This is a genomic window from Faecalimonas umbilicata (genome assembly GCF_042846195.1).
GTDB lineage: Bacteria > Bacillota > Clostridia > Lachnospirales > Lachnospiraceae > Faecalimonas > Faecalimonas umbilicata.
Genome location: NZ_AP031411.1, coordinates 63,655 through 90,141 on the forward strand (window position 1 = coordinate 63,655; position 26,487 = coordinate 90,141).

Annotated in this window: 19 protein-coding genes and 1 pseudogene; 15 read left to right on the forward strand and 5 right to left on the reverse strand. The window is 40.5% G+C overall.

Annotation, left to right across the window (positions count from 1 at the left end):
• From rsmA to ACGG81_RS00305, 4 genes are all read left to right on the forward strand, one after another.
• A complete protein-coding gene (gene rsmA / locus ACGG81_RS00290) occupies positions 1-897 on the forward strand; it encodes a 16S rRNA (adenine(1518)-N(6)/adenine(1519)-N(6))-dimethyltransferase RsmA (RefSeq protein WP_120105719.1) in 897 nt (298 codons plus the stop codon).
• Positions 898-933: 36 nt separating this feature from the next.
• On the forward strand, positions 934-1,614 hold the full coding sequence (locus tag ACGG81_RS00295; RefSeq protein ID WP_116440930.1) for a TIGR00266 family protein: 681 nt from the start codon (positions 934-936) through the stop codon (positions 1,612-1,614).
• A 161-nt stretch (positions 1,615-1,775) separates the two neighbouring features.
• Positions 1,776-3,146 (forward strand): citrate/2-methylcitrate synthase, encoded by a 1,371-nt coding sequence (locus ACGG81_RS00300; RefSeq protein ID WP_390108962.1) that lies wholly within the window; start codon positions 1,776-1,778, stop codon positions 3,144-3,146.
• Positions 3,147-3,173: 27 nt separating this feature from the next.
• Positions 3,174-4,118, forward strand: coding sequence for an alpha/beta fold hydrolase (locus ACGG81_RS00305; RefSeq protein ID WP_116440929.1), 945 nt, complete (start codon positions 3,174-3,176; stop codon positions 4,116-4,118).
• A gap of 133 nt (positions 4,119-4,251) precedes the next feature.
• Here the strand turns inward: ACGG81_RS00305 and ACGG81_RS00310 are convergent, their stop codons facing one another.
• Both ACGG81_RS00310 and ACGG81_RS00315 read right to left on the reverse strand, forming a co-directional pair.
• The gene (locus ACGG81_RS00310) at positions 4,252-5,175 is read right to left on the reverse strand and encodes a hypothetical protein (RefSeq protein ID WP_120105718.1); all 924 of its coding nucleotides are present in this window, start codon (positions 5,173-5,175) and stop codon (positions 4,252-4,254) included.
• 208 nt (positions 5,176-5,383) lie between these two features.
• The gene (locus ACGG81_RS00315) at positions 5,384-6,277 is read right to left on the reverse strand and encodes an AraC family transcriptional regulator (protein WP_009263784.1); all 894 of its coding nucleotides are present in this window, start codon (positions 6,275-6,277) and stop codon (positions 5,384-5,386) included.
• A 130-nt stretch (positions 6,278-6,407) separates the two neighbouring features.
• Between ACGG81_RS00315 and ACGG81_RS00320 the strand changes: the two genes are divergently transcribed.
• The 6 genes and pseudogenes from ACGG81_RS00320 to ACGG81_RS00345 all read left to right on the forward strand — a co-directional run bounded on the left by ACGG81_RS00320 (position 6,408) and on the right by ACGG81_RS00345 (position 16,465).
• Entirely contained in the window at positions 6,408-8,063 is a 1,656-nt protein-coding gene (locus tag ACGG81_RS00320; RefSeq protein ID WP_390108966.1) for an alpha-glucosidase, read from the forward strand.
• A gap of 35 nt (positions 8,064-8,098) precedes the next feature.
• Positions 8,099-8,632 (forward strand): annotated as a pseudogene (locus ACGG81_RS00325) (ABC transporter substrate-binding protein); the annotation flags it as partial.
• A gap of 636 nt (positions 8,633-9,268) precedes the next feature.
• On the forward strand, positions 9,269-9,964 hold the full coding sequence (locus ACGG81_RS00330) for a response regulator transcription factor (protein WP_009263781.1): 696 nt from the start codon (positions 9,269-9,271) through the stop codon (positions 9,962-9,964).
• Positions 9,965-10,029: 65 nt separating this feature from the next.
• Positions 10,030-12,639, forward strand: coding sequence for a sensor histidine kinase (locus ACGG81_RS00335; protein ID WP_390108969.1), 2,610 nt, complete (start codon positions 10,030-10,032; stop codon positions 12,637-12,639).
• Between the two features lie 171 nt (positions 12,640-12,810).
• Positions 12,811-13,947: a class I SAM-dependent methyltransferase gene (locus ACGG81_RS00340; RefSeq protein WP_390108972.1), complete on the forward strand. Its 1,137-nt coding sequence runs from the start codon at positions 12,811-12,813 to the stop codon at positions 13,945-13,947.
• 13 nt (positions 13,948-13,960) lie between these two features.
• Complete coding sequence (locus tag ACGG81_RS00345; protein ID WP_390108975.1) at positions 13,961-16,465, forward strand: hypothetical protein; 2,505 nt, start codon at positions 13,961-13,963, stop codon at positions 16,463-16,465.
• 197 nt (positions 16,466-16,662) lie between these two features.
• Here the strand turns inward: ACGG81_RS00345 and ACGG81_RS00350 are convergent, their stop codons facing one another.
• Entirely contained in the window at positions 16,663-17,148 is a 486-nt protein-coding gene (locus ACGG81_RS00350) for a QueT transporter family protein (RefSeq protein ID WP_008977612.1), read from the reverse strand.
• Positions 17,149-18,171: 1,023 nt separating this feature from the next.
• On the opposite strand from ACGG81_RS00350, the gene asnS reads away from it, so the two are divergent.
• From asnS to ACGG81_RS00375, 5 genes are all read left to right on the forward strand, one after another.
• On the forward strand, positions 18,172-19,563 hold the full coding sequence (asnS, locus tag ACGG81_RS00355; RefSeq protein WP_116440925.1) for an asparagine--tRNA ligase: 1,392 nt from the start codon (positions 18,172-18,174) through the stop codon (positions 19,561-19,563).
• An 84-nt stretch (positions 19,564-19,647) separates the two neighbouring features.
• A complete protein-coding gene (vanR, locus tag ACGG81_RS00360; RefSeq protein WP_008977609.1) occupies positions 19,648-20,340 on the forward strand; it encodes a VanR-ABDEGLN family response regulator transcription factor in 693 nt (230 codons plus the stop codon).
• A complete protein-coding gene (locus tag ACGG81_RS00365) occupies positions 20,330-21,466 on the forward strand; it encodes a sensor histidine kinase (protein ID WP_009263776.1) in 1,137 nt (378 codons plus the stop codon). The genes vanR and ACGG81_RS00365 overlap by 11 nt, the downstream gene beginning before the upstream one ends.
• Before the next feature lie 4 nt (positions 21,467-21,470).
• Positions 21,471-22,532, forward strand: a complete 1,062-nt coding sequence (locus ACGG81_RS00370) for an exonuclease SbcCD subunit D (protein ID WP_390108980.1) — start codon at positions 21,471-21,473, stop codon at positions 22,530-22,532.
• Positions 22,533-24,116: an ATP-binding protein gene (locus tag ACGG81_RS00375; protein WP_390108983.1), complete on the forward strand. Its 1,584-nt coding sequence runs from the start codon at positions 22,533-22,535 to the stop codon at positions 24,114-24,116.
• A gap of 187 nt (positions 24,117-24,303) precedes the next feature.
• On the opposite strand, the gene ACGG81_RS00380 is transcribed toward ACGG81_RS00375, so the two are convergent.
• The gene (locus tag ACGG81_RS00380) at positions 24,304-25,488 is read right to left on the reverse strand and encodes a ribose-phosphate pyrophosphokinase (protein ID WP_008977604.1); all 1,185 of its coding nucleotides are present in this window, start codon (positions 25,486-25,488) and stop codon (positions 24,304-24,306) included.
• The gene (locus tag ACGG81_RS00385) at positions 25,461-26,483 is read right to left on the reverse strand and encodes an ATP-binding protein (protein ID WP_009263773.1); all 1,023 of its coding nucleotides are present in this window, start codon (positions 26,481-26,483) and stop codon (positions 25,461-25,463) included. Before ACGG81_RS00385 ends, ACGG81_RS00380 begins: the two co-directional genes overlap by 28 nt.
• Positions 26,484-26,487: the final 4 nt, after the last annotated feature.

Genomic DNA, 26,487 nt, shown 5'->3' on the forward strand with positions numbered 1-26,487 from the left:
ATGAATCAGCCAACATTAGGCAATCCACAGAATACCATTGCGGTATTGCAAAAATACAATTTTTCATTTCAGAAGAAATTTGGTCAGAACTTTCTGATTGACACGCATGTGTTGGACAAAATTATCCGTTCGGCAGAGATTACGAAAGATGATTTTGTTCTGGAGATTGGGCCGGGAATCGGTACGATGACACAATATCTCGCATGCGCGGCGAGAGAAGTCGTGGCGGTTGAGATTGATAAAGCATTGATTCCAATTCTGGAGGATACTTTGAGCAGTTATGACAATGTGACTGTCATCAATGAAGATGTGTTAAAGCTGGATATTGTAAAACTGGCTCAGGAGAGAAATGGAGGGAAACCAATCAAAGTGGTGGCAAACCTTCCGTACTATATTACGACACCGATCATTATGGGACTTTTTGAGAGTCATGTCCCGGTGCAGAGCATTACAGTTATGGTGCAAAAAGAGGTCGCAGACCGCATGCAGGTTGGACCTGGAACGAAAGACTATGGGGCACTGTCGCTCGCAGTGCAATATTATGCAAAGCCATATATTGCAGCAAATGTTCCACCGAATTGTTTTATGCCGCGACCGAAAGTAGGGTCTGCAGTGATACGGTTAGAATGCCATGAAGAGCCTCCGGTGCAGGTGAAAGATGAAAAATTGATGTTCCGTATTATCAGAGCATCTTTCAATCAGAGACGGAAGACACTGGCAAACGGACTGAAAAATTCACCTGAAATTTCCTTATCCAGAGAGGGAATTGAGCAGGCAATTGCGGAATTAGGAAAAGGGGCGAGCGTACGAGGAGAAGCCCTTAATCTGGAAGAGTTTGCAATTTTAAGCAATATTGTCGGACGGTTGCAGCAAGAGGAGAATGGAACGAAGGCGTAGAGTTTATCATTTGAGTTAGAGAAGGGGGAAACAACTATGAGATATCAGATTTTAGGAGACACACTTCCGGTAGTTATCTGCAGACTGGACGTAGGGGAAAGCATGATCACAGAGAAGGGATCTATGGCATGGATGTCACCAAATATGCGGATGGATACTTCTACAAATGGAGGACTTGGAAAGGCATTCGGAAGAATGTTTTCCGGGGAAGCAATTTTCCAAAACATTTATACAGCGCAGGGAGGATCGGGAGAGATTGCATTCGCATCCAGCTTTCCTGGTTCTATCCGGGCATTTCATATTCGTCCGGGAGAAGAAATAGTCGTACAGAAAGGTGGCTTTCTTGCAGCTGAGGCAGGAATACAGCTGTCCGTTCATTTTCATAAAAAACTTGCATCCGGCTTTTTTGGCGGAGAGGGATTTATACTACAGAGGATTTCCGGCGAAGGAGTCATGTTTGCCGAGTTTGACGGACATGTGATTGAGTATGAACTTCAGCCAGGGCAGCAGATTGTAATTGATACCGGACATCTTGCGGCGATGACAGCGTCATGCCAGATGGATATCCAGACTGTTCCGGGGTTAAAAAACAAATTTTTCGGGGGAGAAGGCTTTTTTAACACAGTAATTACAGGACCAGGACATGTCTGGCTGCAGACCATGCCAATCAGCAATGTGGCTGGAGCACTTCGTCCATATTTTCCGACCGGAAACTAATATAGAATAAACTAAAACAGACTTTTTGCGAAGAAGAAACAAAAAGTCTGTTTTTTGATTAATAATTATTTAATATTTTTGAATATTGCAAAAATGAATGTGTTTTAGTATAATAAGTGCTAAATTACAAACAGATTTCAGCATTCGGAAAGGAGAAGCCTATGGGAAAATCAGTTTCAGAAGCATTGTTTGATGTGACACCTCAGATCGAAGCATTAGCAAAGAAGTGTGAAGAGAATAATGAGATTGAGAAAGAATTATATATAAAGTATGAAGTAAAGAGAGGACTGCGCGATCTGAACGGAAAAGGTGTTCTGGCAGGGCTGACGAATGTATCAGATGTTCGCGCGAAGAAGATTGTCAATGGAGAGGAAGTTCCATGTGAAGGAAATTTGTATTATCGTGGATATAACGTAAAGGATCTTGTCAATGGATTTCTAAAAAAGGAACATTATGGATTTGAAGAAATTGCGTATCTCCTCTTATTCGGAGAACTGCCAAATGAGAGCGAGTTAAGAGAGTTTCACGATGTTCTTGTAGAGCGCAGAACGCTTCCGCCGACATTTGTGCGAGATGTGATCATGAAAGCACCTAGCAAGGATATGATGAACAGTCTCTCACGCTCGATTTTAAATCTATATTCTTATGATGAAAAGGCAGACGATACGTCTATCCCGAATGTACTCCGGCAGTGTCTGAATCTGATCAGCCAGTTCCCGATGCTGATGGTATATGGATATCATGCATATCATTATCGGATGGGAGAGGATTTATTTATCTATGCTCCGGATTCGGCACTCTCCACAGCAGAAAATATTTTAATGATGCTAAGGAAGGATAAGAAGTATACGAAGCTGGAGGCAAAGATACTGGATATGGCACTTGTGCTCCATATGGATCATGGCGGAGGAAATAATTCAACATTTACGACGCATGTAGTTACTTCTTCTGGAACAGATACCTATTCAACGATGGCAGCTGCTATGGCATCGCTGAAAGGGCCAAAGCATGGAGGCGCTAATATCAAAGTGACACAGATGTTTGGAGATATGAAGCAGCATCTTACAGACTGGGAAGATAGAGATGAAGTGAAGGCATATCTGGAAGCACTCCTGGATAAGAAAGCATTCGATCAGAAAGGTTTGATTTATGGAATGGGACATGCGGTCTATTCTATTTCCGATCCAAGGGCAGATATCTTCCGCGCATTTGTTGCACAGCTGGCAAGAGAAAAGCATTGTGAGAAGGAGTATGCTCTTTATGCACTGGTGGAAGAACTGGCACCAAAAGTAATCGGTGAGAAGAGAAAAATTTACAAAGGAGTCAATGCCAACGTAGATTTTTACAGCGGTCTCGTATATAGCATGCTCGGGCTGCCAAAGGAACTGTATACACCGATCTTTGCAACGGCACGTATTGTCGGATGGAGTGCACATCGATTAGAAGAGTTGAAAAATGTTGATAAGATTATCCGTCCGGCATATAAATCGCTGGCTCCGCACAGAGCATATGTTGAGATGGAAGACAGGTAAATAAAAAAGTAGGAAGGAAGAGAAACGATGGAAAAGACAGAATTTTACTATCCTTCCGGTGATGGACATACAGAGATCCACGCAATTGAGTGGAGAGGAGAGGGACAGATTAAAGCTGTCCTTCAAGTCTGTCATGGAATGGTAGAATATATTGAACGGTACGAAGCATTTGCCTCTTATCTTACTGACAGAGGATTCGTAGTAGTTGGTCACGATCATCTGGGACATGGAAAATCAGTGGCAGATGAGGAAGATTATGGATATTTCCCAAAAGAGAGCGGCAACGAATATGTAGTGGGAGATATCCATACCCTTCGCAGAAAAACGGAGAAGAAATATCCGGGGATTCCATATTTTATGCTGGGACATAGTATGGGTTCTTTTTTGCTGAGACAATATCTGCTATTCTATGCGGAAGGGCTGTCAGGCGCAGTCATTATGGGAACAGGATATCAGCCATTACCGATACTGATGCTCGGCAGAGGAGTTTGCAAGTTCATTGCCGGAGTCAAGGGGTGGCGTTACCGAAGTAAGTTTGTAAATTCGATGGCATTCGGAGGATATAACAAGAAGTTTCACCCTACAAGGACTGAGATGGACTGGTTGACAAAGGATGAAAAAATGGTAGATGCTTATTTAAAAAATCCGATGTGTACCTTTATTTTTACTGTGAGCGCTTACTATCAGATGTTCGGAGGAATGAAACAGTTACAGAAAAAAGGAGCCATTGAAAAAATACCAAAAGATCTTCCGATATTTTTTGTAGCTGGAAAGGAGGATCCTGTGGGAAACTTTGGGGATGGTGTGGAAAAAGTCTTTCAAAAATACAAAGACTGTGGATGTAAAGATGTGCAGATCAAGTTATATGAAAATGACAGACATGAAATTCTGAATGAAACGGACCGGGAAACGGTATATACAGATTTGTATTCTTGGATGGAAAGCCGTTTCTGCCATTGTGAAGATAAATAAAAGCTTCACCGAAACAGAAGCTTTGCGATAGAAAAAGAGCCCATATACTTCTGTATGACAGTAAAAAGTATGACTGTCATTTGATGAGAGGATATAGGGCTCTTTTCTTGATAAAAAATATGTCGATAAGTGTTTAGATATTGAGTGTTGTCTTACACAAAGCTTGTTTCCAGTCTTTGTAAAAGCTGTCGATGGAAGAATATCTCTTCAATCTTTCAGGCGAGACAGCTTTGCATGCGACATCGTAGCATGCTCTGTTAAGTTCCCATTGTTCAAAGGAGCAAGGAGAAAAGGCATTTTGTTCATAGCGAGTACGAATTTCTTCTTCCGTGTAATGACCAAAAAAGCTGTCAAAAAGAAGAGCACCAAGTGTATAAACATTTGTAATTTCATCAATGGCAGCGCCGTAACAATATTCTTCCGGTCCTTTTAAACGCTTTGTTCCCCAGTAGTCTTCGCCCATGTCGTTTATGGACGGCTTTTTTCGGAATAAGTCGATATCACAGATTGTTATTCTGTCTGTCTGAAAATCATACATTATGCTTCCTGCATAAAAATCAACCGCAACATATCCGCTTTCAGAAACAGTATTCAAAAAGGAAAACAGAACTTCCGCGGCAGCGATTCTTTTCTTTAAAGGTAATTGCCGAAAACGCTTTGCAGGAGGGAGCAGCTGAGGATTTTTGTCATATTTCTCAAAATTCCAATGATCGAAGAGACAGTCACCGGATGTCCACTTAAATACAGAAATATATAAATCGTCCAGAGAACCGTGATCTATAAGTTCGATCAAATGTGGGTGTGTAATCGTTTCGTAAACAGACATCGCAGATTTGAGAGCCGCAATGGCCTCTTTCTTTGTACGGATAGATTCAGCAGTGGCAATTCCGGCAACTTTTATGAAAAATTTTTCTGAACCTCGCGCGACACCGAAACTGATATTTCCGGAATCATTCTGGTCAAAGACAGCAAAAACATTTCCGATTGCTTGCAGCCATGAGAAATCATGGATTTCTTTTAGGTGAAATTTAATTGTATCTAATGTAACAGTAATCATATAGCCTCCTGATTCCGGGAGGTAACTATCGATCAGACCTCCCTGATTGTTTATGGTTTCTATTTTTGTTTTTACATGTTATTGTCATAAAAATCATCTCCTTTATCACGCAAATATCTATATGAACACAAGACAGGCTTGTGGAACATGAGCTGTTTTTGTCAGGAGAAAGTATAGCAAACAGAAGATGGATTTTCCAGCAGATTTTTTAAAAAGACTGCTCTTTGTGTTTTGAAAAATGCCGGAAATCAGAAGGAGTACAGTGCTTATAGTATTTAAATTGTCTGATGAAGTAACTCATATTTTCATAGCCAGTATTGAGGGCGATTTCTGTGATTGGAGCATTGCTTTTCAGAAGAAGGGAAGCAGCTTGATTGATACGGTATTCATTCAGGTATGTAAAAGGAGATTTGCCAATCTTCTTTTTAAAAAATTTACAGAAATAATTTTTGTTCATATGTGCGCAGCTGGACAGCTCTTCTAGATGAATTTTCCTCATATAGTTTGTTTCTATATAAGTAAATACTTCTTTTAGAGGATCGAAATTAGAAGTTCTTTTGAACAAGGTTTCTTCAGAAACTGTGAGAAATGCATTGTGTAAAAACAGAGTTTCCAATATTTGCAGCAGAAGAATTTTGATGGAAAGTGGAGTCGTGGGAGCTGGAGAATCGTACAGTAAGGCAGCAGATTCTATGAGAGAGCAGAGCTTTTCGGTACATTCTTTGGGCAGAGTTTCCCCATAGGGAAATTGTAATTTTTGAGACAGAAGGGGTAGGATCAGCTCATCCTGACAGATGTCGTACTGGGTAAAGCTTAGTAGAGACATGGGAAACAAGAGTGCATAGTGATGGGATACTTTGCTGTGTCCGAAAATTCCATGTACGATTCCGGGATTGATAAAATAAACATGCCCTTCTGTCAATGCGTAAGAAGAATTTTCTGTACGAAGTGTCAGAGAACCTTTGGTAATATAGAGGAATTCTAATTCGTCGTGCCAGTGATAAGGGGCAAAGTAGGAACCGGTAAGATCTGTTTGAGAGAATGATTCAAACGGAAAATAAGGGGTTCCGTGTGGTTTTTCCTGAAGAGTTTGTTTGTTCATGAAAGAGGACCTCCTAGTTTGTTAAGTGATAAAAAGTGAATATAGCATAAATATAGAATAACATATTGCAAGAAAATACGAAACAAAGTGTTTATACTATCATTAACAATTAAAATCGGAGGAAGAAAAAATGTGGTGGAAAAATAGTGTAGTATATCAGATTTATCCAAGAAGTTTTGCAGACAGTAATGGAGACGGAATTGGGGATCTAAATGGGATTACGGCACATCTTGATTATTTGCAGAAACTTGGAGTAGATGTCGTATGGCTTTCACCGGTCTATCAGTCACCGAATGATGACAATGGGTATGATATTTCGGATTATCAGAACATTATGCAGGAATTTGGTACTATGGAAGAGTTTGACCGGATGCTTGCAGAAATGCACAAAAGAGGAATACGGCTTGTGATGGACTTAGTTGTGAATCATACTTCGGATGAACATGCATGGTTTATCGAAAGTAAAAAGTCAAAAGAAAATCCATATAGAGACTTTTATATATGGCGAAAGGGAAAGGACGGAAAAGAACCGAACAACTGGGGGGCGTGTTTCGGAGGCTCTACATGGGAGTACGACAGAGAAACAGATATGTACTATCTTCATTGTTTTTCAAAGAAACAGCCGGATCTCAACTGGGAAAATAAAGCCGTACGGAACAATATATACGAGATGATGTGCTGGTGGTGTGAGAAAGGAATCGATGGATTCCGTATGGATGTGATCAGTATGATTTCCAAGGAGCAAAGTTATCCGGATGGGGAAATTCACGGTGGTAGTAGCTACGCAGATTTCGGACCATTTGTCTGCAATGGACCGAGAGTACATGAGTATCTTCAGGAGATGAATAGGGAAGTTCTCTCAAAATACAATCTGCTGACCGTTGGGGAAACAGCGGGAGTGACAATCGAAGAGGCAAAGAAATATGCAAATCTGGATGGAACAGAGCTTGGAATGGTATTTCAGTTTGAACATGTAGATTTAACTGTTGGAGAATTTGGAAAGTGGACGGATGAGAGATTCTGTTTGAAAGATTTGAGGGAAGTTCTGAACAAATGGCAGACAGAATTAGAAGGAAAAGCATGGAACAGTCTTTACTGGAGTAATCATGATCAGCCAAGAGCAGTTTCCCGCTTTGGAAATGACGGACCGATGTATCGAAAACTTTCGGCAAAAATGCTTGCGACTTGTCTTCATATGATGAAAGGAACTCCATATATTTATCAAGGGGAAGAAATTGGAATGACCAATGCATATTTTGAGAAAATAGAAGAATACCGGGATATCGAGAGTATTCATGCCTTTGAAGATGCAATGGAGAGAAATATCATGGCAGAAGAGGATATGATCAGTGCATTGAAAACAATTAGTCGTGACAATGCAAGAACACCAATGCAATGGAATCGAAGCAGACATGCGGGGTTTACGACAGGGACTCCTTGGATTGGCATCAATCAGAATTATCTTCAGATTAATGCAGAAGATGCACTTCAGGATGCAGACAGTATTTTCTACTACTATCAGAAACTAATTGCACTCAGAAAACAGTATAATATTGTCGTTGATGGTATCTTTTATGGATTGTTAGAAGATGATGACAAGATTTACGCATACGAGCGGATTTTGGGGAATCAGAAACTTGTGGTAGGATGTAATTTTACAGACAAAAAAGTGGATTGTACACTTTTTGACAATGCGGAAGAAGGAGAGGAACTGATCTCCAATTACAAACATCATAAAAAAGGTATTTTGAAGCCGTATGAGGCGAGGGTAATCTTATTTTCATAAAGGCAGGAACATGAAGATGTGGAAATGATGACAAAAATGATAATGATTCTAAAGATGGGAAAGTACAGCTTCGTTTTGCAACATGGGATGTTGCAGAAGATATGGATCATCAGCAGAAATTGGTAGATGAGTTTAACAAAGCACATGAAAATATCGAAGTGACATTAGAGGCATATGGAAGTAATTACTATACAAAAATCAGCGCAGGGATGGGTTCCGGCGATGCCCCGGATATTATGTATATGTGGAATTATCCTGCATATGCGGATGGTCTGGAACCGCTTGAGTCTTACATAGAAAAAGAAGGTGGGGCTGAGTTTAAGGAAAAATTCAGCGATACGTTGTGGAACTATAATTCTCTTGAAGAAGAAATTTATGGAGTGCCGGTTGGATTTACTTCTCATGTATTGTATTACAATAAAGATTTATTTACAGAGGCGGGGCTGGAAGAGCCGACGAATGAATGGACATGGCCTGATTTGCAGGATGCTGCAAAAACAATCACAGAAAAAACAGATGCAAAGGGATTTGCATTTCAGATGAAACCTGACCCGTATGACTTTGAGATCGGAAGTGCTGGGAGAAGTGGCGCAACAATAGAATGACAGTGAGTACAGCAAAAACCCGTCAGCTGTGGAAGCTGACGGGTTCTGCCGTTTTATAGTTATTAAAGGAATGAGAGTTAAAGTACTACACCCCGGAATCCCCGAGGTGCAGTTACTTTATGAGGGGGGAGATAGTGAGTGTTAATCAACTATCTAAACGTAGTATAACGAATAAATGTGTCTAAAATATGTGTAATTTCTAAAAGAAAACAAAAAAATATTAAGTAAGTCTTAAGGCGGATGATATTTTAAATAATGGCTTAAAATAGCGATTGAACAACATAGAAAAACTATCCTTATATCAATGTGATATGCCCCTTGTGGGCGGTTGTTCCTTTTAATTGTATTATAGAGCAGTTGGAAATAGATTTTTTGGAGGGCGGGGAATAGTCCTCTTTTTGTTTTGAAAAGGGCAGGAAGGAAAGAGGCTACAAATATGAGCACATATTCAGAATATCGGTTGGACTCGCACGTTAGTAACAAAAATGCTTGAAAACCCACTAAAATCGTGATATGAAATTAAACATTTCTTAATAATTTCCGTAATCCCCTCTTAAAAAATCACTGTTATCCTTGTATAATACAGAGGAGGTGATAAATATGTTTAATGTATTAGTATGTGATGATGATAAAGAAATTGTAGAAGCGATTGAAATTTATTTACGGCAGGAAGGTTACAATGTATTAAAAGCCTACGATGGACAGGAGGCGATCAAGGTTCTTGATTCGACGGAGGTAGACCTTCTTATTATTGATGTGATGATGCCGAAACTGGACGGCATAAGGGCAACGTTAAAGATCAGAGAGAAAAACAGTCTGCCAATTATTATTCTCTCTGCAAAATCAGAAGATGCAGACAAAATATTAGGATTGAATGTAGGAGCAGATGATTATCTGACAAAGCCATTTAATCCGCTGGAGTTAGTGGCAAGAGTAAAATCCCAGCTTAGAAGATATACACAGCTTGGAAGCACAGTAGTTGAGAAGAAAAGTTCGGTATTTACTGTGGGAGGGCTGAAAATTGATGATGAATTAAAAGAGGTGACAGTTGACGGAGATGTTATCAGGCTGACACCTATCGAATATAACATTTTATTACTATTAGTGAAAAATCAAGGAAAAGTCTTTTCTATCAATCAAATCTATGAAAGTATATGGAACGAAGACGCAATCGGCGCGGATAATACGGTCGCAGTACATATCCGCCATATACGGGAAAAGATTGAAATCAATCCGAAGGAACCGAGATACTTGAAAGTCGTATGGGGGGTCGGATATAAGATAGAGAAACTTTAAAGAGCAGGGAATGTCATTTTGATTTAGCAAGATGGCGGACCGTAAGGCTCTGGAAAGGAGTAAGTATGAATAAATGGTATCAATCAAGATTGTGTAAAGGGTTGCTGCTCGTTCTGGTGCACGTGCTTACAGTGATTATGGTTCTCAGCCTTGCGTGGATTCTTGTTTATCCGGGGCAGGAATATCTGAGTGCATTTCAGAAAGATAAACCACTTGCATATGAGGACAGTGAGGGGTTTGAAGATACAGTACAGACAACGGTATCGAACATTTTAGACTACAATACACTTCGTCCGATTTTTGAGACTGAAGGAAAATATGATACAAACAGACTGATCGATTTGAAGAAATTTGATGAAAATGCAAGAGCGGTAGATGGAACAAACAAATCGGGAATGGCATATCAAGTTGGAGATCTGATCAAGTGGGCAGAATCCTACAATGGAATAGACTACACGGAGGAAGAAGGAGTCATTGTCTGCAAAAAGGAAGATGGCACATACCATTATTATTACAAATCTGAATTTAAGAAGTTAATTGAAGAAAAATCGTTGCAGTTCATAGAAACAGAAGAAATGAGTCTGGAAGGATATATGGCACAACTGGGATATGAAGAATATATGAATGACAGCTATTATTCTGATGAGGCAGAGAAAACGATTAGAGATAAAGAAGGAAAAGTACTCTATGTAGACTGCTGGGAATTTTCAGACGGCGTGATCAATGAAAAGTATGCACCGGAAGGATTTAAGAATCTTCTGGAACTGGTCAATACAGATGCAGAATGGAATGGAAAACTTGAGGAAGTTTACAGAATACTTGACAATACACTGGTGATCCTTCCTCATTATTATTACCAGTACAAAGATGGGCTGGAGACTGTGGAAGAAGGAAATACGAATCTGGCATATATGTATGTGGACCAGAAAGCGAAAAAAGTATACACGAACCGCAGTGCATACAAAGATTACAATAAAGTAGAAGAAAATATAAAAAAGATGACTGCACAGGGAAAATATGTAGTTGTCGCTCCGAAACTTGCAGATTTTCAGTCAAATATGGATGTTTCGGCGGAAGAATGGAAGAATATGGTGACAGGAAGTGCAAATCAGAAAGAGGAGTTTCTTTTTGCAGTTTCCGTAGATACGAATTATCCAATCCAAGACAGTTTTTATATAAAAAATAAAGAGTATGAACAGTATAGTCCGTGGGTGAAAGTAATTGTAGTGGGAAGTGCGGTTTCGGCAATTCTTTTCCTGATAAGTTTTATCTGGCTGACGGCAGTGACAGGTCATGTAAATGGAAAAGAAGGAATTACACTGAACTTTTTTGACCGGATTAAGACGGAGATCGCAGCGGCATTGATCATTGGAGGAATGCTACTTGCAATCATGCTGCCGATTTCGGGGTTGAGTCTTCCGGGAGATCTGTCATATGGCTATACTGAAGAAGGACTTTATATATCCTCTGCTTATGGATTTGAGGAACGCTTTTTTGAGATGGTATTGATCGGAGGAATTGGGATTCTTATCACTTGTGCAGTAGGAATGTTAGGGTATTTGAGTCTTGTCAAACGGATCAAGGCGAGAACTCTTTGGAAAAACAGCGTTTTACGGTGGGTGGGACACTTGTTTAGGGTGTTTTGGGAGAACCGGAGAAGTACGACAAAAATCACGTTGGGATACATGGGATTTATGTTACTGCAGTTATTGTTGGCGACCGGATATCCAGTCTTTGTTTTGTTTGTTCTTGCAATGGATGTAGCGGTGTTTGCATATCTGTTAAAGAGCGCGATCGCGAAGCAGAGAATCAAGTTTGGAATTCAGAGAATTGCATCTGGAGATGTTAATTATAAAATTCCGATTGGAAATATGGTGAAAGAGGATACAGAGATTGTACAAAATATTAATCACATTGGGGAAGGAATTCACAATGCGGTTGAGGCAAATATGAAAAATGAGCGCCTGAAGACAGATTTGATTACAAATGTCTCACACGATATTAAGACTCCTTTGACATCCATTATCAATTATGTCGGTCTTCTGAAGCAGGAGAAATTTGAAGATCCGAAGATTCAGGGATATCTGCAAATTTTAGATGCAAAATCCCAGCGGCTGAAAACACTGACGGAAGATGTGGTAGAGGCGTCGAAGATCAGCAGTGGAAATATTACATTGCACTATATGAATATTGATCTGGTAGAATTGATCAACCAGACGACAGGGGAATTTGCAGAGAAATTTGAGAAGAGAAATTTAAGCATTGTTGTTAATGTTCCGAAGGAACCGGCAATGATTCGTGTGGATAGCAGAAGAATTTGGCGTGTCATTGAAAATATTTATAATAATGCTGCCAAATATGCAATGGAAGGTACAAGAATTTATGCTGATTTGAGAATGTCAGACCGCTATGTACAATTTTCTCTCAAAAATGTATCAGAACAGCCGTTAAATATTTCCGCAGATGAATTGACAGAACGTTTTATCCGCGGAGATGTATCAAGAAGTACGGAAGGAAGTGGACTGGGATTGTCGATTGCGAAAAACCTGACAGAACTTCAAGGAGGAAAATTCTTACTGTATCTGGACGGAGATCTTTTTAAAGTGACGATCGTATTCCCAAGACTGTATCAGCAGCAGGGAAATCCACAACCGCAGCCGGAAGAAAGCAAATAAGAGAGCTTATTGCAGGGAATAGATGAAGATCAAGTATGAAAAAGGTCAGACCCGAAGATAGATATCTCTAAAAAGGATGGGGAAATTATGAAATTTCCCTGTCCTTTCTTGCATTTGCAGGGGGCAGGCATTACAATACAACTACGAAAGAAAAAAAGGAGTAAAGAGCAGATGGAAGAGATTAAAAAAATACTGGAAGAAACCCTCAATATAGATCTGATCGGAGCTACACTCAGTAATCCGAGAAAAAAAGAAGAAATCGTAAAAGTGAAAGTACGTCCTGTACTGATAAAGGATGTACTTTTCTTTCAATGTGAGACACATAAAAACCGTCAAGTATTTCATGAGAATTATGAGTATGAACAGGCGCTGCACATACTTACACAGGATATGGAACTGTTTCGTCAGATGCAGATTGAGACAAAGGAGTTTCAATACACAGTGCTCGTGAGCAAAAAGGGGAAGGTAACTGTTCAGAAAAAAAGAACAAAGGGGGAGAAGCGGCAGGCAGAATTATCCCACAACCGGACGAAAAACTATATTTTGAAGGAAGGGATTCAGGTTCCGTTTTTACAAGATCTCGGAGTTATGACGGCAGATGGGAAGGTTGTCCGGAGTAAGTTCGATAAGTTCAGACAGATTAACCGTTTTTTGGAATTTATTGAGGATATTCTGCCGCAACTTGCAAAAGACAGGGAGATAACCATTCTTGATTTTGGATGTGGCAAATCTTATCTGACATTTGCGATGTATTATTATCTGCACGAACTGAAGCACTATGATATTCGGATCATCGGACTGGATCTGAAAAAAGATGTGATTGCAAACTGCAATCAGCTTAGCGAAAAGTATGGATATGAGAAGTTAAAATTTCTCGAGGGAAATATTGCGGATTATACCGGGGTTGAGGAAGTAGATATGGTAGTGACATTGCATGCATGCGATACTGCAACAGACTTTGCACTTGCAAAAGCAGTAGGGTGGAATGCCAAAGTAATTTTATCGGTACCATGCTGTCAGCATGAAGTCAATGGACAGATTCAAAATGAGATTCTGAGACCGGTACTGAAATATGGACTGATCAAAGAGCGGATGTCTGCATTGATTACAGACGCGCTGCGGGCGGAGTATCTTGAGGGAGAAGGATATGATGCACAGATCTTAGAGTTTATCGATATGGAGCATACGCCAAAGAATATTTTGATCAGAGCAATAAAAACAGGAAAGAAAAAGAATAATAAAGAACAGATAGAAAGATGCCGGGAGTTTTTACAGATTCACCCGACATTAGGGGAACTGTTGCAATAAAGGGGAGTTTTGCATGAAAGAAAAGGTAAAACGAGCAGGAATTCTGACGTTTGTATTTTTGATCGCTGTCATCGTTTTTAGTTTTCTGACCAATCAGGGAAATGCTGATATGACAGCAGATATGGGGGGAGCGACACTGCCGAGGATACAGATTGTATCGGGAGAATATGAGATCAATCCGTTGGTAGGTTATGTTTCAGAGATGAATGTAGGGAAAATGAGAAGCACGATCACACCGGTGGATTTTCAGAGTGGAATCGCGCTCCGAATAGAAGAAGGAGTGTTGCCGATAAAAGCGCTGACTTATGAAGTATGTTCGTCAGATGGAAAAGAAATTCTTTATAAGGAAAAGAGAAAGGAAATCGGTGAGGAAGCATCATTGACTTTCCCAGGGTTGGAGCTTGCAGATCGGGAAGCGATTTTAAAGCTGACATTGCATACGGAAAAACAGGATATTTATTATTACACGAGGATCTGCACAAAGGAAGGAACAGACAGCGATGCGTGTCTTGCATTTGCAGAACGATTCCACAATATGACATTTGGAAAAGAAAATACAGAGTCGATCGCAGCCTATCTTGAGAATGGAACGGAAGATGATGAGACAGAGAATTTACAGAAAGTTACAATCCATTCTGATGCAGAACATTTGACCTGGGGGGAACTGCGTCCGCAGATCAAAGGAGAAGTCAGCAGAAGTATTAAGGAAATTAGCGGTAATTATATGACCATTGTCTATGACTATGAAGTGGAGTGTGCCGGAGAGCAGGATGAAACGGAAGTTTATCAGATACGGGAGTATCTGAAAGTGAGATATGCAGAAGGAACCGAATACCTTCTTGATTATGAGCGGACGATGGAACAAGAATTAGATGCGTCGGGGAATGTTTTAGATAATAATGGAATTTTGCTGGGAATTGCGAAAGAAGAACTCCCCTATATGGCAAATGAGGCAGGGACGATCGTTTCCTTTGTACAGGCAGGCGAATTGTGGAATTATAATCAGAGCCAGGATGCACTGTCACTTGTATTTAGCTTTGCAGATTCCGAAGGATATGACATTCGAAATTTATACAAGGAACATGAGATCCAGATTGTATCGGTCAATGAGCAGGGAGACACAACATTTAAAGTAATCGGGTATATGAATCGAGGAGAACATGAAGGTGAAGTCGGCACGGCAATCTACTTTTTTGATATTGAGAAAAATTTTGTGGAAGAAAAAGCATTCATTCCCGATAATATTTCCAGTGAAATTTTATTAAAAGAACAGGAGCAGCTTGTCTATTATAACGAGCAGCAAGAAGTGCTCTACGCAATGAAAGAAGGAACACTTTATAAAGTTGATCTGGAAAAAGGGAAAAAGGAAGCTTTGGTAGAGAATCTTGAAAAAGACCAGTATGTATCTTCAAAAGATGGAAGACTTCTTGCCTATCAGACCGTTTCTTCGCTTGAAAATGCGGAGGAAGTTAAAGTGCTTGATTTTGTCACTGGAAAAGAGCGGACGGTTACTTGCAGTTCTGGAGAATTTATTCGACCGCTTGGATTTATTTCTGAGGACTTCGTCTATGGGATTGGGCGCAAGGAAGATGCAGGAGCTTTTGTTACAGGAGAGCATGTCTGCCCGATGTATAAGCTGGAAATCCGTGATACAGACAATGAAGTTGTAAAGATCTATCAGGCAGATCAAGTCTATGTGACAGGAGTGACCGTAGAAGAGAAAATGTTGATATTAGACCGTGTTGTGAAAAATGAGTCTGTGTATACAGCGGTTGCAAAGGATTATATTACAAGTAATGAAGAAGTAGAAAAGAGTAATATTTCGGTAGAAACATATACTTCTGACGAAAAAGAACGGCAGGTAAGAATTAAATATGAGTCAGGAATTTCCGATAAGAAGCCGAAACTTTTGAAGCCAAAGCAAGTGTTGTTTGAGAATCCGGTTCTGATTCCATTTGAGGAAGAAGGAGAGGCCGAAGTATTTTATACCTATGGAAAAGGAAAGTTACTTGGAATCTATGCAAGTGCAGCAGATGCGATTCGGCAGGCAAATGAAAATCAAGGGCTTGTAGTATCAGAAAGTCAGAAGTATGTATGGGAACGAGGAAACAGAAGTCTTGTGTATGATATTGCAGGAGTGGATCTCAGTCCATATCAAGAAGGGAACACATTGGCAGCGGCGCTGAACCGTCTTTTCGCTTATGAAGGAAAAACAGTAGATGCCGCCGGAGAAATGGCAGCGGGGAAAAAGCCGATCGAGATTCTCCAAGAACAGTTTCCAGGAAATGTACTTGATCTCCATGGATGCAGTCCGGAAGAATTATGTTATATCCTCGGAAAAGGTACTCCGATCATCGCTATGACGGATTTAAATAATGCGGTATTGCTGATCGGATACAACGATAGTATGATCACTTATGTAAAACCGGATACCGGAGAGAAGGTCTCAGTTCCGTATGAGGAACTGGAGGCATTGACTGTGGCCAGCGGGAACACATATCTTGGCTATTTAAAGTAAAAGCAAAATCGCATCCATCACTAACTAGCAGGGAAATATGTTTTGACTGTAAAAAGAATAGCAGAATTATAAAAACGGAAAGAAAACATGAAAAAACTGAGAATAGCCTTTCACTTAAGGCAGATTCTCAGTTTTTTTCTTTGCAAACAAGATTAATCGTTTAAAATCTCAGTGTCTAAAAAGTTTTATAGGATATATTATAAAGCAAATAGACGGTGTTTGTATTTGTTTAATGTAAAATAAAGGATCATTCCGAGTACACCGCAGGAAATCACTTCACCGATTCCGATGCTCAGCATAAGAAGCGGAATCGGGATTGCTTCCCCGTAAGCAAAACGCAGTACATATGGGATAATGACTGTATTTGCGACAATTGGTGGAAGCGGTGCTAAAAATTTATTCTGATTGCGCAGAATATAAGTGAAGACAGCACCGATTAAAGTTGCAAGTGTTCCGAAGATAATATCCGGAAGCATTGCACCTCCGAGAATATTTCCAATCAGACATCCGACAAAAAGTCCCGGAATGGCAGCCGGGGTAAATGCCGGCAGAATGGTAAGTGCTTCCGCAATTCTTACCTGCACCGATCCAAAGCTGAATGGTGCAAAAACAACTGTCAATACGACATAGATAGCAGCAATCATCGCTGCCTGCGTGGTAAATACTACACCTTTGTTTTTCATAATTCAAATCTCCTTTAGTTTTGTTTTACGTGTGGAAGGTCTCGAACACACTTTGCTGAAACCCGTCTAGACCTTATTTTATAAGGGATTCAGCGGTTGATAGTATAGCATAGAATAGAATGAAAAATCAAGCTGTCTCTACCATTTGCTCAAAATGAAAATAAAAGTGGTGTTAGAATCTAATCCATATCTTAAAAGTATTGGCTTAGTAGTTTTTCGTTGATACGGTGTTTTGATGATTCAGGGGGCAGAGAAAACACAGAAGGTAATTGAGAGCGGGTTAAGAATATGTTATAATTCTGGCAGGGAAACCAAAGCCGGGCGGCTTACCCTCTTTTACGGAGGGGCAACCCTCCAGACGAAAGAAAGGAGGGCGATGCTAATGTATGTTACATATTCTGATTTGATTCAGTTATTAATATTCATTGTTGCCCTTGTAGGTCTTTGTTACGAGATTTTCAAGGATAAACGAAAATAGCCGCCATTACTCGCAATAATGACGGCTTAAGTAAATTAAGCATTTAATTATTGGGTAAGCCGTTTATGGTTTCCCCTTTTGTATCTTTAATATAGCACATCGCAATAGATTCTGCAAGTTTGTCCCTTCTATCAAAAGCAGATTTTCTGTCTTTTTTATCATTTCTTCTTCGGAATAGAACAGTTCATCGTTTATTGTCTCAAAAAATTCTGGAATATGAAGAGGAGTCAAGGTTCTTCGGTGTTTAAGAAGACATTTTCCTTGGATTCAAAGTGATAAGAATAGTCTCACCGTTCTTTGAAATCAATACTTTAAAAAATCACCAAAAATCACTGAGAAATCTATACTTTTGATTGCTAGAACATAGAAAATGCGTTATACTGTAACAATGAATATCAAATCAGCCATATCTGTCCGGTGTACTGTATCTTTTATTTTCAAGCAGAATGATAAAGATGGAACACAGTGAAATCTGAAATCAGTGGAAGAAGATAAATCGTGCAGGCATCGGTTGTAGATAAATATAAGAAAAGGAGTAGTGAGAGATGGAATTAGTAACTGTGAAAGAACTTTACAAGAACAGAGAGGCATACTTAGATAATCAGGTTACTGTCGGTGGATGGGTGCGCAGTATTCGTGATTCTAAGACATTTGGGTTTATCGTTGTCAATGACGGTTCATTTTTTGAGACACTTCAGGTCGTATACCACGACAGTATGGACAATTTTGCGGAGATTTCCAAGCTAAATGTAGGTGCTGCTATTATTGTAAAGGGAACATTAGTAGCTACGCCTCAGGCAAAGCAGCCATTTGAGATCCAGGCAGAGGAAGTGATCATAGAGGGGGCATCTGCACCGGATTATCCGTTACAGAAAAAGCGTCACAGCTTTGAATATTTGAGAACAATTTCACATCTTCGTCCGAGAACAAATACATTCCAGGCAGTATTTCGTGTAAGATCTTTGATTGCATATGCAATCCATCAGTTCTTCCAAGAGAGAGGGTTTGTGTATGTGCATACACCGCTGATCACAGGAAGTGACTGCGAGGGTGCAGGAGAGATGTTCCGTGTCACAACACTGGATATGGAGAATGTCCCGAAGAATGCAGATGGAAGTGTGGACTATACGAAGGATTTCTTTAATAAGGAGACAAGCCTTACTGTAAGTGGACAGCTCAATGCAGAGACATATGCGCAGGCATTCCGTAATGTATATACATTTGGACCGACATTCCGTGCAGAGAACTCTAATACAACTCGTCATGCAGCGGAATTCTGGATGGTAGAACCGGAGATCGCATTTGCAGATCTGGATGATGATATGATCCTTGCTGAGGCAATGTTAAAGCATATCATCAACTATGTACTGGAGAACGCACCGGAAGAGATGAATTTCTTCAACTCTTTCGTAGATAAGGGACTTCTTGATCGTCTCCACAATGTTGTGTCCTCTGAATTTGCACGTGTAACTTACACAGAGGCAATTGAGATCTTAGAGAAGAACAATGATAAATTTGACTTCAAAGTGTCATGGGGAGTTGACTTGCAGACAGAACATGAGCGCTATCTTACAGAGGAAGTGTTCAAACGTCCGGTATTTGTGACAGATTATCCGAAGGATATTAAGGCATTCTACATGAAGATGAATGATGACAATAAGACAGTAGCAGCGGTAGACTGTCTTGTTCCTGGAATCGGAGAGCTCATTGGAGGAAGCCAGAGAGAGGATGATTATGACAAACTGCTGAAGCGTATGCAGGAGATGAACCTGGATCCGGAAGAGTATCAGTTCTATCTGGATCTGAGAAAATATGGCTCTACAAGACATGCAGGATTCGGACTTGGATTTGAAAGATGTGTGATGTATCTGACTGGTATGTCAAATATCAGAGATGTCATTCCGTTCCCAAGAACTGTGAATAACTGTGAACTGTAAAGAATGAAAGAAACCAAGGCGGGGCGGGTATTTGTATACTTTGCCTCGCCATTTTAAAATTGTAAGGGGAATTGAGGAGGAAATATGAATATTTTAGTTGTAGATGATGAGAAGGAGATCGCGGATGTGATTGCGCTCTATTTACAGAGTGATCAGTATACCGTGTATCCATTTTATACCGGCGAAGAAGCGTTGGAATGTATGAAGACGACGAAGATTGATCTTGCAATCCTCGATGTCATGCTTCCGGGGATCGATGGATTTGAAATTTTAAAGAAGATCCGAGAGAGGTATACATTTCCGGTTATCATGCTTACCGCAAAAACGGAGTATATTGATAAGATCACTGGGCTGACGCTTGGTGCAGATGATTATATTTTGAAGCCGTTTAATCCTCTGGAACTAATCGCAAGAGTGAAAGCGCAGCTTCGGAGATATACACAGTATAATGAAGGAACAAGGACTGACAGTGGAGATATCATTGATTTTGCAGGACTTCAGCTAAACAGAGAATCTCATGAGTGTGTCTATAATGAGAAACAGCTGACACTGACACCGATTGAATTTGATCTTTTGTGGATGCTGTGTGAGAACCGTGGAAAGGTTATCAGCTCGGAAGAATTGTTTGAAAATGTATGGAAAGAAAAGTATTACAAAAATAGTAACAATACAGTCATGGTACATATTCGGCATCTGCGTGAGAAGATGAGCGGGCCGACCGGAAAGAGCGATTTTATTAAGACGGTTTGGGGAGTAGGATATAAAGTTGAAGAGTAAAAATTATACAAGATTAAAGATTAACATTCTGCTTCAGACAATGCTTGTGGTACTGTTTACGGCGCTTGTCGGCTATCTTTTCAAAAATCTTGTCATAGATGGGATTTATAATCATAAGTTTGCAGATGGATTTGTACATTTTTTTATGTGGTTTCATATGCCGGAGCAACAGGCGATCGATCTCTACTGGAAAGTGATTGGAAACAATAAAATTTATTTTATGGGTGCGGGATTCCTTTTATTGTTTTCCTTTTTTTTCTATTTTGTGCTGAGCAGAATCACACAGTACTTGAAGGAAATTAATCAGGGAATTGAAAATATTTTATCGGATTTTAATGAACCTGTGCGGTTTAAACCTGCGCTGCGGCCGCTTGAGGATAGCTTAAATGAGATTAAGATGACGATCCGGAGGCAGGAACAGGAGGCGATTGAGAGTGAGAAAAAGAAAAATGATCTGGTTGTTTTTCTGGCACACGATTTGAAAACACCCTTGACTTCCATTGTGGCATATTTAAGTATTCTTGAAACAAAGCCGGACATGCCGGAGGAGGAGCGGAAAAAATATACGCATATTTCTCTGGAGAAGGCAATCCGTCTGGGAGAGCTGATCAATGAATTTTTTGAGATTACAAAGTTTAATTTACAGGATATTGTTCTGGAGCCGGGAAATTTAGATTTGTCTATGATGTTGGAACAGATTGCGGATGAACTGTATGCGGTTTTGAAGGAGAAAAACTTAAGATGTGACGTGCAGATTGATGATACACTGATGATTTACGGAGATGCGGATAAGCTTGCCAGAGTATTTGATAATCTTTTGCGAAATGCGATTGCGTACTGTGACAAAGGAACTGCGATACGGATTCAGGCAAAGGAGCGGCACCAGGAGATCGAGATTGTTGTGGCAAATGAAGGAGAGAAGATTCCGGAAGAGGAACTGAGTGCAATTTTTGAGAAGTTTTACCGAGTGGATGGTTCGCGCTCCAGCAAGACAGGAGGAGCAGGACTTGGACTTGCCATTGCAAAAGAAATTGTGGAACTGCATCATGGAACGATCCGTGCGGAGAGTGACGAGTGGGAAACACGGTTTATCGTGACGTTACCGGCGATGAGTGAAGGAGAATAATTTTATGAATTTTATACAGATAGCAGATGTCCATCTAGGGGCAGCGCCGGAGGCGGGAAGGCGTGATGACGGACAGCGGGAAAAGGAGATCTGGGATAGTTTTTACAAAGTCATTGACATCTGTGAGGAGAAACAGATTGACCTGTTGCTGATCGCAGGAGATTTATTTCACAGGCAGCCTCTGTTGAGAGAACTCAAAGAGATAAATTATCATTTTGGAAAATTATCTCGGACAAAGGTCGTTTTGATTGCAGGAAATCATGACTATATTCGAAAGGATTCGCGTTATCTGCAGATAGCATGGAGTGAAAATGTCTATCCACTGTTTGAAACTACATTACACAGAGCGGTGATCGAGGAGCTGGATCTTGCAGTGTATGGATTCAGCTATGACAGACGGGAAATCAGAGAGGCACGGTACGACGAGGCGTATGCCCCGCGGGATATGAAATATGAAATCCTTCTGGCTCACGGAGGGGATGAGACACATATTCCGATCAAAAAAGCAAAGTTAAAAGCACTGGGCTATGATTATGTTGCACTGGGACATATTCATAAACCACAGATGGTATTGAAAAACTATGCGGCATTTTCAGGTTCTCTTGAGCCGCTCGATCAAAATGAAACAGGAAGACATGGATTTCTTCTTGGAGAGATTACCGAGAAAGGAGCGCAGATCCGTTTTGTTCCATTTGCAAAAAGGCAGTACATACACTTGCATCTCACAGTGGATATAGAAATGACACATGGGGCGCTGCGGGGAAAGATCAAAGAGGAGATCGAAAAAAATGGCACTGCGGAGCTGTACAAAATTATTTTGGAAGGACAGAGAGATCCGGAGATTGTCTATGATATAGAAGATCTCGACTATTATGGAAATATCGTGGAGATTCTTGATCATACCGTTCCTGCATATCACTATGAACAGCTGTACGAGAGAAATAAAGAAAATCTGCTTGGAAGGTTGATCGGACATTTTATGGAATGCGAGCCGGAAAGTATCGAGTATCAGGCAATGTGCGAGGGAGTCAGTGCAATTCTTGCAGCTATGGAGGAGAGAAGTTAGGTGATTATCAGAGAATTATATCTGAAAAGCTTTGGAAAATTTTCAGAGACAAAGATAGAACTGGAAGAAGGCTTCCACATTTTTTACGGAGAAAATGAGTTCGGAAAAAGTACACTGCATGCTTTTATCAGAAGTATGCTATTTGGACTGACAAAAGGGCGCGGAAGGGCAGCAAAAAATGATCTGTTTACAAAATATGAGCCGTGGGATCAGCCGTCTTACTATGCGGGAGAGATGACATTTGAGTCTGGCGACAGAACTTTTATCATCAGCCGTCGGTTTGACCGCTATGGAAAGAGCGCAAGTCTTGTCTGTCAGACAGACGGAGAGATCTTATCGGTGGAACAGGGAGATATGGATATGCTTCTGGATGGCATGTCAGAAGCTGCATTTGAAAATACCATCTCAATCGGTCAGACAAAAGCAGAGACAAGTGCCGATCTTGGTGCAGAATTGCGAAACTATGCTGCAAATTATTACTGTTCCGGGAACAGTGAGATGGATGTGGAGCGCGCGCTTGCGATTTTAAAAGAGCGACGAAAGACAGTGGAAAACCGTCAGAAAGAAATTCGCAAAAAGAAGCAGGAAAAGCGAGAGAAAGTTGAACAGCAAGCGGCATACATCAGTGAAGAAATCGAGCGAAAACAAGCGGAAGAAGAACAAATCAGCAAAAACATCGAACAGGGAAAGCAGGAAGAAAAAAGAATTGTCAGAACTCCAGAAGAAGAGCAAAGCACGGAAAAACAGAATGTATGGGATGCGGTCAAAATAAAGTTATTGCCGGTTGTATTTCTGGCAGTCGTTGCGGGCATTTCCTTGCTATTTCAGGGGATTTTGAAATGGAGTGTGCTGGCAGGAGCGATAATTCTGGAAATAGTATTCCTGTGGAAATTGATGGAAGCATTCCGACAGGCGGAGGAAAAAGTACAGCAAGAGACAGAGGAGTCCCGGGAAGCAGAAAAACGAGAAATTTCACTCGAACATGAGCAAGAGCGGCATCGAGAGGCTTTGCGAAGGATGGTTGTCAGACGGGAGCTGCTCCGGGAAGAGATTGCAGAGAAACAGATGCAGTACGAGAATCTCTGTGAGCAAGGAGAAGAACTCATGGAAGTCAGTGAAGAATATGTTGTTCTGGAAGAGAAAGGAAGAGCGATCCAGCTTGCGGAGGACACGATCCGGCATCTGTCCACAGATGTGAGAAAGGAATTTGGAACAAGGCTGAATGAGGTGTCTTCAGAGATATTGTGTGCAATTACAGATGGAAAATATGATCGCATTTTTATAGATGAAAATACGAACATATATCTATTACAAGGGGCACAGAAAATTTCAGTGGGACAAGTCAGCAGGGGAACGATGGAACAGATTTATTTTGCGCTCCGTATGGCAGCGGCAGAGTTGATGTACGAGGAAGAGTTTCCGGTAATTCTCGATGAGACATTCGCATACTATGATGAGAGAAGACTTGAGAATACACTTCGCTGGCTTGCAGAAAACAAGAGACAGATTATTTTATTTACCTGTCAGAGAAGAGAGTTAGAGATGTTAAGGAAACTCGGTATCCCATATCATGTGAATGGGTAAAATATGGTTTCTTTTTGCAAATATCAAAATAAAAGAACCCGGAGAGAAGTTGTATCTTGTAGATATCAGTCTTCTGTCCGGGTTCTTCTTTTCTGAATTATTAAAATGTATGAAATATGAAGAAATATCTTTAAAATTTCTTTACAATGATAAATGATTCAGGATAATTAAAATTAAAGGTAAAAAACTAAATAGGTTCTCCATTTTTGTATTTCTGAACAACATGCTGGATACGTTCGTTCGGACTGAGGATACTGCTGATAGAACCATCGTGATTCAAAGTATCAATCAGAAGAGCGATGTATTTGCTGAGATCGCAGTTGATGTAGTAAGGTCTGCTCAGCAATTCAGGTGTCTGGTAAATTAAGTTTGTTGTCAGGATTCCGTGGATAATACCTTCTTCGTAAGCCTTGTCAAATTTATCAAGACCGTTTGTAAACAGACCGAAAGTAGCGGCAGCGAAGATTCTCTTTGCTTTTCTTCTCTTTAACTCTGTTGCAACGTCAATGATACTGTCACCGGAAGAAATCATATCGTCGATGATGATCACGTCTTTTCCTTCTACAGAAGAACCAAGGAATTCATGTGCAACGATCGGATTGCGTCCGTCTACAATCTGTGTATAGTCACGGCGTTTGTAGAACATACCCATATCAAGCCCAAGTACATTAGCAAGATATACGGCACGGCTTGTACCACCTTCGTCCGGGCTGATTGCCATCATGTGATCGCTGTCAATGATGAGATCCGGTACAGTGCGAAGAAGTCCTTTGATAAACTGGTAAGTTGGACGTACTGTCTCGAATCCGCTGAGCGGGATAGCGTTCTGTACACGAGGATCATGAGCATCAAATGTGATAATATTGTCAACACCCATGCTTACAAGTTCCTGAAGAGCAAGTGCGCAGTCTAAAGACTCACGGGAACTTCTCTTGTGCTGACGGCTTTCGTATAAGAATGGCATAATGACATTTAATCTACGAGCCTTTCCTCCGACAGCAGCGATAACACGCTTCAGGTTTTGGAAATGATCGTCTGGTGACATGTGATTTACATGGCCACTTAAGGAATAAGTCAGGCTGTAGTTGCAGACATCTACCATCAGATATAAGTCCTTACCACGTACAGATTCATTGATTACTCCTTTTGCTTCCCCAGAACCAAAACGAGGTACTTTGGCGTCGATTAAGTAGTTATCTTTCTCATATCCTGTGAACACGACGTCATTTTTGTGTTCGTGGGAGCTTTCCTTACGCCATTTTACAAGGTAGTCATTTACCTTGTTTCCAAGCTCCTGACATCCGTCTACTGCGATGATTCCAAGTGATCCCACAGGGATGTTTTCTAAATTTCGTTCTTCTCGATGTAACATGTTTGTTCCTCCATATTCATAAGTTTCTTTTTGATTCGTATGTCATCTCCAGTTAGTCTTAACATAGTATAGTTGCTCGTGATTCTTGAAAAAATTCTCTCAGAATAAATCTCAACAATTGATTCCAAAGACAAGTTTGTCGATATGATCGTAGAGCGCTTCTTTAAAAGACGTTCATTTAGACACAAAAACAACTGGGAAGCGATGAAAGAATTCGTCAGTTCTGTTCCCAGATCGTCAATAATGAGCAGGTCACAGTCAAAAATGTAGCCGTACATTGTGTCGGCAAGTGTATCTTTATCAAACCGGCTCTTAGCAAATATATCAAATAATTCAAATGCTGTAAAGTAGATAACGGAATAAGCGCTGTCTATTAGTTCCTTTGCAATGCAGTTTGAGAGAAAAGTCTTTCCGACTCCGGTATCTCCATATAAAAACAGATTGCGGAATTCCTGTCCGAATGTTCGGACAAATTCTTTGCTGACTACCAATGCATCTCTCATGATGGAAAGTGAAGAGCGTCCAGTCTTTGGATCTATGTGATTTTCAGAATAATATGCAAGAGAAAATGTATTAAAATTCTCTTTTGCAAGGATTTCTTTTAGATTAGACTGTGTATATAAAAGATCGATGGTCGCTTTTTTAAAGCAGTGACACTTCTGACTGCCAATATATCCGGTATCTTTGCAGTCTGCACATTCATAAGAAGGTTCCAGATAATCCTCCGGGAATCCATACGAGGACAGAAGGGCAGACTTCTTTTGACGGAGCATGGAAATCTCTTCTTTCAGAGAGGAGAGAGCAGTCTCATCTCCCTCCAGAAGATTTCGTGCTTTCTGGACAGAGAGATGGGAGATCGCATTCTCGAGATCGCGGATCTCAGGGATGCAGTCATACACTCTCTGATAGTGTGCGTTTAATACGTCCTGACTATGCAGTTGCTTCTGCTCATACTCCCGCATGATCGTGTCATATTGGGAATTTTTTAATGCCATAACT

What these genes read in the sequence shown, in the direction of transcription:
- rsmA (WP_120105719.1), top strand. Translation starts at nt 1, where the DNA reads ATGAATCAGCCAACATTAGGCAATCCACAGAATACCATTGCGGTATTG.
- ACGG81_RS00320 (WP_390108966.1), top strand. Translation starts at nt 6,408, where the DNA reads ATGTGGTGGAAAAATAGTGTAGTATATCAGATTTATCCAAGAAGTTTT.
- ACGG81_RS00350 (WP_008977612.1), bottom strand. Translation starts at nt 17,148, where the DNA reads ATGAAAAACAAAGGTGTAGTATTTACCACGCAGGCAGCGATGATTGCT.
- ACGG81_RS00345 (WP_390108975.1), top strand. Translation starts at nt 13,961, where the DNA reads ATGAAAGAAAAGGTAAAACGAGCAGGAATTCTGACGTTTGTATTTTTG.
- asnS (WP_116440925.1), top strand. Translation starts at nt 18,172, where the DNA reads ATGGAATTAGTAACTGTGAAAGAACTTTACAAGAACAGAGAGGCATAC.
- ACGG81_RS00340 (WP_390108972.1), top strand. Translation starts at nt 12,811, where the DNA reads ATGGAAGAGATTAAAAAAATACTGGAAGAAACCCTCAATATAGATCTG.
- ACGG81_RS00315 (WP_009263784.1), bottom strand. Translation starts at nt 6,277, where the DNA reads ATGAACAAACAAACTCTTCAGGAAAAACCACACGGAACCCCTTATTTT.
- ACGG81_RS00385 (WP_009263773.1), bottom strand. Translation starts at nt 26,483, where the DNA reads ATGGCATTAAAAAATTCCCAATATGACACGATCATGCGGGAGTATGAG.
- vanR (WP_008977609.1), top strand. Translation starts at nt 19,648, where the DNA reads ATGAATATTTTAGTTGTAGATGATGAGAAGGAGATCGCGGATGTGATT.
- ACGG81_RS00380 (WP_008977604.1), bottom strand. Translation starts at nt 25,488, where the DNA reads ATGTTACATCGAGAAGAACGAAATTTAGAAAACATCCCTGTGGGATCA.
- ACGG81_RS00335 (WP_390108969.1), top strand. Translation starts at nt 10,030, where the DNA reads ATGAATAAATGGTATCAATCAAGATTGTGTAAAGGGTTGCTGCTCGTT.
- ACGG81_RS00305 (WP_116440929.1), top strand. Translation starts at nt 3,174, where the DNA reads ATGGAAAAGACAGAATTTTACTATCCTTCCGGTGATGGACATACAGAG.
- ACGG81_RS00300 (WP_390108962.1), top strand. Translation starts at nt 1,776, where the DNA reads ATGGGAAAATCAGTTTCAGAAGCATTGTTTGATGTGACACCTCAGATC.
- ACGG81_RS00310 (WP_120105718.1), bottom strand. Translation starts at nt 5,175, where the DNA reads ATGATTACTGTTACATTAGATACAATTAAATTTCACCTAAAAGAAATC.
- ACGG81_RS00330 (WP_009263781.1), top strand. Translation starts at nt 9,269, where the DNA reads ATGTTTAATGTATTAGTATGTGATGATGATAAAGAAATTGTAGAAGCG.
- ACGG81_RS00295 (WP_116440930.1), top strand. Translation starts at nt 934, where the DNA reads ATGAGATATCAGATTTTAGGAGACACACTTCCGGTAGTTATCTGCAGA.
- ACGG81_RS00370 (WP_390108980.1), top strand. Translation starts at nt 21,471, where the DNA reads ATGAATTTTATACAGATAGCAGATGTCCATCTAGGGGCAGCGCCGGAG.